Annotated in this window: 8 protein-coding genes and 3 pseudogenes; 1 reads left to right on the top strand and 10 read right to left on the bottom strand. The window is 57.2% G+C overall.

The window, feature by feature from the left end:
• A partial coding sequence (locus GEU01_RS18380; protein WP_019086275.1) for an IS256 family transposase occupies positions 1-757 on the top strand: 757 nt, incomplete at its 5' end.
• Between the two features lie 166 nt (positions 758-923).
• Here GEU01_RS18380 and GEU01_RS24915 read toward each other — a convergent pair.
• The 10 genes and pseudogenes from GEU01_RS24915 to sthA form a co-directional block, all read right to left on the bottom strand.
• Positions 924-1262 (bottom strand): type II toxin-antitoxin system Phd/YefM family antitoxin, encoded by a 339-nt coding sequence (locus tag GEU01_RS24915; protein WP_007400724.1) that lies wholly within the window; start codon positions 1260-1262, stop codon positions 924-926.
• Between the two features lie 8 nt (positions 1263-1270).
• Positions 1271-1901, bottom strand: a pseudogene (locus tag GEU01_RS23285) (tyrosine-type recombinase/integrase).
• Positions 1902-2056: 155 nt separating this feature from the next.
• Positions 2057-2362 (bottom strand): CcdB family protein, encoded by a 306-nt coding sequence (locus tag GEU01_RS18390; protein WP_007400721.1) that lies wholly within the window; start codon positions 2360-2362, stop codon positions 2057-2059.
• The gene (locus tag GEU01_RS18395; RefSeq protein WP_007400720.1) at positions 2363-2608 is read right to left on the bottom strand and encodes a type II toxin-antitoxin system CcdA family antitoxin; all 246 of its coding nucleotides are present in this window, start codon (positions 2606-2608) and stop codon (positions 2363-2365) included.
• A 142-nt stretch (positions 2609-2750) separates the two neighbouring features.
• A complete protein-coding gene (locus GEU01_RS18400) occupies positions 2751-4121 on the bottom strand; it encodes a hypothetical protein (RefSeq protein ID WP_019087242.1) in 1371 nt (456 codons plus the stop codon).
• Between the two features lie 355 nt (positions 4122-4476).
• The gene (gene vapC / locus GEU01_RS18405) at positions 4477-4887 is read right to left on the bottom strand and encodes a type II toxin-antitoxin system tRNA(fMet)-specific endonuclease VapC (RefSeq protein ID WP_019087243.1); all 411 of its coding nucleotides are present in this window, start codon (positions 4885-4887) and stop codon (positions 4477-4479) included.
• Complete coding sequence (gene vapB, locus GEU01_RS18410) at positions 4888-5112, bottom strand: type II toxin-antitoxin system VapB family antitoxin (RefSeq protein WP_026018865.1); 225 nt, start codon at positions 5110-5112, stop codon at positions 4888-4890. It lies immediately after the preceding gene.
• A 102-nt stretch (positions 5113-5214) separates the two neighbouring features.
• Positions 5215-5487: pseudogene (locus tag GEU01_RS23290) on the bottom strand (IS3 family transposase); the annotation flags it as partial.
• Positions 5481-5711: pseudogene (locus tag GEU01_RS18420) on the bottom strand (transposase domain-containing protein); the annotation flags it as partial. The pseudogenes GEU01_RS18420 and GEU01_RS23290, both read right to left, overlap by 7 nt.
• Positions 5712-5835: 124 nt before the next feature.
• Positions 5836-7272, bottom strand: a complete 1437-nt coding sequence (gene sthA / locus GEU01_RS18425) for a Si-specific NAD(P)(+) transhydrogenase (RefSeq protein WP_019087247.1) — start codon at positions 7270-7272, stop codon at positions 5836-5838.
• Between the last annotated feature and the right edge of the window lie 104 nt (positions 7273-7376).

A 7376-nucleotide genomic window follows, 5' to 3' on the forward strand; every position in this document is an offset into this window, starting at 1 on the left:
GTGGCAGGGCCGGGCGCTGGATCGGATGTATCCCATCGTGATCTTCGATGCCCTTCGGGTAAAGATCCGCGATGCTGACAGCCGGACCGTTAAAAACAAGGCGGTTTACGTTGCTCTCGGTGTCACCCGCGAGGGAGTGCGCGAGGTTCTGGGGCTCTGGATCGCCGAGAATGAAGGCGCCAAATTCTGGCTTTCGGTCATGAACGAGTTGAAGAACCGGGGCATCCAGGACATCCTGATCGCGGTCGTGGACGGGCTGAAAGGCTTTCCCGAGGCCATCACCGCCGCCTTTCCCGAGGCGATGGTTCAGACCTGTATTGTTCACCTGGTGCGCCACAGCCTGAACTTCTGCTCATGGAAGGACCGCAAGGCCGTGGCTGCCGACCTGCGCCGGATCTACGGGGCGGCGACCGCTGACATGGCGGCCGCAGAGCTCGATGCGTTCGAGGAGAAATGGGCCGGGAAATACGCGTCGATCGCCCCGGCATGGCGCCGGGCATGGCCAGAAGTGATCCCGTTTTTTGCCTTCGATCCGGCGATCCGCAAGATCATATACACTACGAACGCCATCGAGAGCCTGAACCGGGTCATCCGCAAATCGATCAAGACGCGCGGTTCGTTCCCGACCGACGATGCCGCAACGAAGCTGATCTACCTGGCGATCCGCAGCTTTGAGAAAGACGGGCGGAATGTTCGGGAATGGTTTGCAGCCCGCAACCAGTTCGCCATAATGTTCGGCGAGCGCTTCGCCGCTTGAGTATCTGAAAACCCATGGGCCAGGCCAGATACACAGACTTCAGGACACTCCCCGATGCTCACCAGAATATCGTGGGCCGGATCTGCGATGATCTCCCGTGCATTCTCACCCAGCCGGTTGGAGTCCGAAAGCCACCACAGCAACGCATGCGTATCGAGCAAAACCTTCACAGGCCGCGTTCCATACTTTCAAGAATATCTGCCGGTGTCTGATCAAAATCTTCGCTCATTCTGATCCGCCCGCGCAATGCGCCTGGTTGACGACGGGGACGATAGGAAGAAGCTGGCGGCCGCAGTTCAGCGACAACCTGGTCGTGAGACGTCACGAGGATCGTGCTACCCTGTCTGACCTGACGCAGATACGCCGTCAGGTTTCCCCGGAACTCCCGAACACCGATTTTCTGTGGAGATGATGCGTTATCTGAAAGATGCTGGCTCATGGTCTCCTCCTTATGTGTCATCATAGCATGTACACACAGGGAGGAGGTAAAAAATTCCCGAGGCATATTCGATTTCAGAGATCCGTGGCTTCCGACAGTGCCAGAGCGTCCTCGACATCCACCCCAAGGCATCGAACCGTACTATCCAGTTTTGAATGACCAAGCCGGATCTGCACTACTCGAATATTACCGGTTCGTTTGTAAATCGTGGCAACTTTCGTGCGGCGAAGTGAATGAGTTCCATATTCACCAGGTATAAGTCCCACCGCTTGAACCCATTGATCCAGAAGCCGGGCGTATTGCCTTGTGCTCAGATGAGCTTGGGCGGCTTGGAAAAACATACTCATTCAAGCCACCACCGCGATGCTCCAGCCACGCTCGCACACTTTCGCGCGTCGTTTCCGTAATCTTAAACTGCACAGGTCGCCGGGTTTTCTGCTGCTCGACCATGGCCCGGTGACGCACCTGACCGCTGGTAACGATGTCGCCGATACGAAGACTGACAAGATCACAGCCTCTGAGTTTGCTGTCGAGAGCAAGATCAAACAACGCTCTGTCTCTGACACGCTGTTCGTTCCCGAGCCAGAACCGAATAGCCCAGACATGCTTTTCTTTGAGCGCCGGCTTGGCGCCAACCATTTTTCCTGCATTCCAGGGCACGGACTTCTTCAGCGTAGGCGTTGGAAAACGAGTTGTCTTCTCCATGATACTTTCTCCTGATCAGCTGCTGATGCAGCAATCAGAAGTCTGGATGATAATATCGGCGGATAACGAGAACTATTGCCGACCGCCCGCTTTCTGGAAGTCCGAATGGCTCCGCTTATGACCGACATGAGGCGTAAGCCGATCACTGTCGCGTTTTAGAAACCTGCGAGAAGCAGATCGAGCGCCTGAGTAATTTCGTCCTGACAAAGCGACAATGAAGCAATGATCTTCGTCAGATCACGGTCAGGAACTGCGGCCATAAACTGCGTCATCATGACGAAGGGACAGTCGTCAACCATAAACACCGGGTTCAGCCTCTTGGCAGGCTTTGGTGCGGTTCTCTGCGGCAGCAGCGGAACAACGACACGGGTACCCAAGGCGTCCAGAAGATCTGCCTGCACATCCAGAACGAAACGTGCTTCTCCCCGTCCGGCCAGACGATACACATCAAAACGGGCCATTTAGAAGTTCCGATAGTCCGCCAGGGGAAGCCCGTTCTCTTCAACATACTGCCGTGAGGCTTCGAGGGAAGCGCGATTGTCTGCCAGCCATTGCTGAGCACGGATCGACGCGATAGCTGACTTAAGCCCCTGCTCGCAGGCCTGCGATATGTTGAGATCTAACGACTTGGCTTCTTCGAGCAGCTGAGCGGGTAGCGTCACATTTGTGGGGCGACGTGATGGAGTGCCGGAATGCACGCGAACCATAGCTTTGCTCCTAATTATACTGGCAACCAGCATATAGCACATGTTTATGCGCATTTGTATGCCCATATTTTTATGCGAAGGTACGACCGTTTTCTGGGGGCCTCAACGGCTTTCCTTATGGCCGACATGAGGCGAAAGCGGACTATTTCCTGAGCCTGATGATTCCGAGTTCGTTCCACATCCACCCGAAATCGTAGGCAGCCATGGCACCGCCACTCCCTTGGGCGTGGACCGTAGTGTTTTCGATATCCTTCAACCAGATGGCCACCTTTTTACGCCCTGAAACTGTCTGGACGGCCTGGCGCGGCGTCAAATCCCCCAGGGCCGGGACTGGCTCATCAAGCACCTGCCGATAGTGCCGCTCCAGCATCTGCCCGATAATCCGGGCTTCCTCCTCGGGCGGGATCTGCAGTTCTGGCGAGACCTCCCGTCCAGGCGTCCCCCGGTCTTCCATCGCCTGCGCCGGCGTCATGATCTGCGTGAGCGGAGCGCGCACGAGATCTCCCAGACCAGCCTGCAGCATGGCACGACCACGTTCGGCACGCTCTTTCGAGTTCACCTGCAGCCGCAACTGCCGCCCCTTCAGATCCAGCGTGCCCAGCACGATCGCGCCATCGTCCATCTCCGTGCGCAGAAACCGTCCGTTTTCATCACGCCCGGTTTTCAGCGCAGGTTCATCGTGCTTTTCCTTCAGCCAGTTCCAGAACGACCGGCTCTCCGGCCGCAAAGCCGCGATCTGGTCAAGCGAATCTGCCACCATCTTCTGCGTCACGCCCTTTGCCAGCGGGAAACACACTTCGTGGAAGACCAGATCCTCTCCGTCCCCATTGAACAGCGCTGGCCCCTCCATCTCCCGGGCCATGTCCTCCAGTGTCCGGAACAGCCAGGTCAGCGTGAACATCGGCGCAAGCTCACGCAGCGTCTGCGTATCGACTTTTGGAAACTCGGTCTTGCCCCGTCTTTTCCGCAGAGCCCTGTAAAGGTTCGCAGCCAGATCCTCACAGGCACCCCGCGAATAAGCGAGCAACCCGCCTGCCAGAATGGTCTTTCCATCGGACGGCACGAGACGTGCTGCAATCCGGTCCCACTGTTTCAGTGTCCAGGTGGCCGTGCCTTCATGCACCAGAACGGGTTCCCCACCCCGCAGCAGGTCACGCGCCATCAGGCTCTGGCCGGGTCTGATGTCCGAGACTTCATACAGGCTCATGACCGAAGCCTTGAGGGCACGCATGTAGGCGCTGTTACGTGGCCCTTCCTTCCAGCCCCGACGCTTGAGGTAAACGTCGACGAAGTTCCGGCCATCGTCCCAGTCCTGCCCGAGAAAATCTTCGAAAGCGCAGCCCCACAATGTCATGGCGACGTCGGGACCGATCATCTCCGCCAGATCCTCGAAGGTGATGTCACCCACTTCCAGCGCCGGACCGATGTGATCGCCGAGCACTTCGCTGAAACGGTCCTGCCAGTCCTCCTGACCGAGATAACGGATCAGTCCCGTGAGTTCGTCTGCGGCCATGGCTGTTACTGCGTTTCCTGAACCTGACTCGGTGAGGCCGGAACGATATCCCGAAACAGGCATCAGGGCACCCTGCCCCACATTCACACACATGTGACCTTCGACAAAATTGCGCCGGATTATCTTTTCATCTGTTTCCTATGTGTTTCCTGCAGGGAATTTCAGACAATAAAAAACCCGCCGTGTTCTGGAGAGTTTATTGTTTTAAATCAATGATTTATATCTGGTTTCGGGAGCCTGCAACCAAAGAAGACTGCTGCTTGTCAGCGGATTCGTAGAGAAGCTCGCTGCATGACATAGTCGATTGATAAGCAGTCGTTTTTATCAATATTTTGTCTCGCTGCGTCTTTTCCGGTCAGACCGTGTCAGTCAGCCAGTCCTCGGTTCGAAGACCATCCACCCGCTGGAATTCCCGAAGGTTCCCCGTCACGACAATCAGCCCCCTGCTCCGGGCATGCCCAGCAATCATGAGATCATACGGACCTATGATACGGCCATTCCGTTCAAGAGCAGCCCGAATGTCCGCTGTATGGGCGACCGCTTCACTGTCGAATGGCAGGACCGCCAGCCTTGCCGCGAAGTGCTCGACCTCACGCCTTGTGTGCACGGGATCAGACGAGCGTTCCGCGCCATAAAGCAGCTCATACAGCACCACGTCCGAGATGCAGAGTTCCTCCGCACAGCTGTTGAACCTCGGACGCAGCCCCTGCGGTCGATCCCGCAACACCCGGATACAGAGGTTCGTATCCAGCAGGTAACGCAGCATTCAGAGCGCCTCGCGTTCCTGCATGGCTGGCTGGTTCCGCTCCCCCAGATCCACCCCGGGAGCCGCAAAGAAATCATCCCACGCCACATCGACCGGAGCGATGATCCGCCGTGGACCTTCGGACACGATGATCACCTCACGCACCTGTTCCCCGAAGGCGACCATCTTCGGCAGACGCACCGCCTGCGAGCGATTGGATAGAAAGAGTGTTGTACGGGTCAGCATCGGAGATCCCTCCTTATGGATATGTATCGTGTATATCCAATTTGGACAAAGATGTCCCGTATTTTTGGGACTCTCTGCACCGCATACACACAATCCGGACAGGCGATTGGGAATATATGTGATATCGGAACACCAGTCTTGGTTAGACCGATTGATGACCAGATCCCGCAGCAGATATGGATATTTCCGATGCTCCGGATGGGGCACGGTCGTACGCGGCTTCTGGTAAATCGCCCGCAGGCCCATGATCGCCATGAGCCGCCGAACCCGCTTGCGGCCCACTTCATGTTCCAAGCGGCGCAGATGCCATGTCATCTGCCGTAAGCCATAATAGGACGTTTCCAGGAACTGGGCGTCGATCAGCCGCATCACCTCTGTGTATGATTGGCGTGACGGGTGTTTTCCCAGTTCCAGGGCAGGAACTCGTGCAGGCATGAGACCGGCTGGTCGTTGATCCGGGCGAGAACGTCGGCGAGACAGGCCTGGGGATCGACGTCGTTGAGCTTTGCAATGACGATGCGGGAATACATGTCGGCCGCGCGCGGGCCGCCCCGATCGGAACCGGCGAACAACCAGGCTTTCCTGCCCAGAGCGATGCCGACTACAGAGCATAGTTGCCTTACTCCGCCAGGTTCGATGTTGCCAGCTTTCTTCACCAGCCAGAAGATCAGCCTGCATGCAGGCCCGGTGCCATGCAATGCGGAGGCAAGGAAAGCTGATCCTTCATGTCGCCACGGGTGATGGAGACTCCACGTCCCCCCTGCGACGGGGAATGCGGTTCCATGCATCAAGGGCCGCGATCTTGTATGCTTCCGCCAATGTCGGGTAATTGAAGGTCGCATCGATAAAGTAGTCGAACGTTCCCCCGAAATTAAGCACGGCCTGACCGATATGGATTAGTTCCGTGGCACTTTCACCGACTATATGCACCCCGAGCAGCCTGTGGGTTTCAAGGGAAATCACCAGTTTCAGCATCCCCGAATGCATGCCTGCGATATGCCCGCGTGATGTCTCGCGAAAGCGTGCGATCCCGCATTCATACGGTATGGATTTTTCCTTTGCCTGTTCTTCCGTCATGCCGACCGTTGAGATTTCAGGCACGGAATATATCCCATAAGGAAAGAATTCAGGGGCTGGCGGCACGGTCTGGCCAAAAGCATGGCACGCTGCGATACGCCCCTGTTCCAGCGATGTGGAAGCAAGGGACGGAAAACCGATGACATCCCCCGTGGCATAGATATGCGCGACACCTGTCTGGAACGTCTTCGGGTCTACTTGCAACCTGCCGCGACTGTCGGCCCGCAGACCGCATGCATCAAGCCCGAGTTGATCCGTAGCCCCGGAACGTCCGCCGGTATAAAGCAGGATATCAGAACGGATCTGCCCGCCATCGGCCAGGACGGCCACGGGTTGTCCATCCGCGACCGTGATTGAATCCAGCCGGCTGCCCAACCTGAAGCGCATCCCGCGATCACATAACTGATGCATGAAGTCGGCAATGATGCCCCGGTCCACAAAATCCAGAATACTGTCACGTGCCTCGACAACGCTCACCTGCACATCCAGCGCACTGAATATTGTCGCGTATTCAATACCGATCACCCCCCCGCCAATTACCGTCAGGGAACGTGGCAGGCGCGCAAGGCTGGTCATTTCATCGCTGTCCAGCACGACCGTCCCGTCAAAGGGCACATTGGCCGGACGGTGCGGGTGGGTGCCGACGGCAATAATGATCCTGTCACCCGACACGGTCCGCGCAACCCTCTTGTCCATGGTGATCGTAATATGGTGCGGATCCACGAACCGTGCCGTGCCATGCGCAACCGCTATGCCGTTGCGGGCGAACTGGTGGTCCAGCATATCGACTTCATAATCCAGGGTCTTGCGCAGGCGACTGTTCGGGTCGGCTATGGTTATGTCCTTGCGGGCACGGTAAGCCCGGCCATAGAAAGCCTGCTCCCGCCAGCCTGTCAGGTTGAGGACCGTCTCCCGCAGGGTTTTGGACGGAATGGTGCCGGTATGCACACAGACCCCGCCAACCCGGGTATTTTTTTCGATAATCAGCACGGATCGACCCAGTTTCGCCGCCTGAACCCCAGCCCGCCTGCCTGACGGGCCGCTGCCGATCACGACCAGATCATAATCATATGTCTCGGTCATGCCCCATCCCCCAAACCGGACTGTTCCGGCCCATGTCGTGCCTGTATGGCTAACGCACGGATCATATGCGGGATTTCGCCGGCCATGATGGCTGCGGACCAGAA

The organism is Komagataeibacter europaeus LMG 18890 (assembly GCF_000285295.1).
GTDB classification, from domain to species: Bacteria; Pseudomonadota; Alphaproteobacteria; order Acetobacterales; family Acetobacteraceae; genus Komagataeibacter; species Komagataeibacter europaeus.

Coding starts and splice junctions, on each gene's coding strand:
- GEU01_RS24915 (WP_007400724.1), bottom strand. CDS start 1,262: ATGCCTCGGGAATTTTTTACCTCCTCCCTGTGTGTACATGCTATGATG.
- GEU01_RS18390 (WP_007400721.1), bottom strand. CDS start 2,362: ATGGCCCGTTTTGATGTGTATCGTCTGGCCGGACGGGGAGAAGCACGT.
- GEU01_RS18395 (WP_007400720.1), bottom strand. CDS start 2,608: ATGGTTCGCGTGCATTCCGGCACTCCATCACGTCGCCCCACAAATGTG.
- GEU01_RS18400 (WP_019087242.1), bottom strand. CDS start 4,121: ATGGCCGCAGACGAACTCACGGGACTGATCCGTTATCTCGGTCAGGAG.
- vapC (WP_019087243.1), bottom strand. CDS start 4,887: ATGCTGCGTTACCTGCTGGATACGAACCTCTGTATCCGGGTGTTGCGG.
- vapB (WP_026018865.1), bottom strand. CDS start 5,112: ATGCTGACCCGTACAACACTCTTTCTATCCAATCGCTCGCAGGCGGTG.
- sthA (WP_019087247.1), bottom strand. CDS start 7,272: ATGACCGAGACATATGATTATGATCTGGTCGTGATCGGCAGCGGCCCG.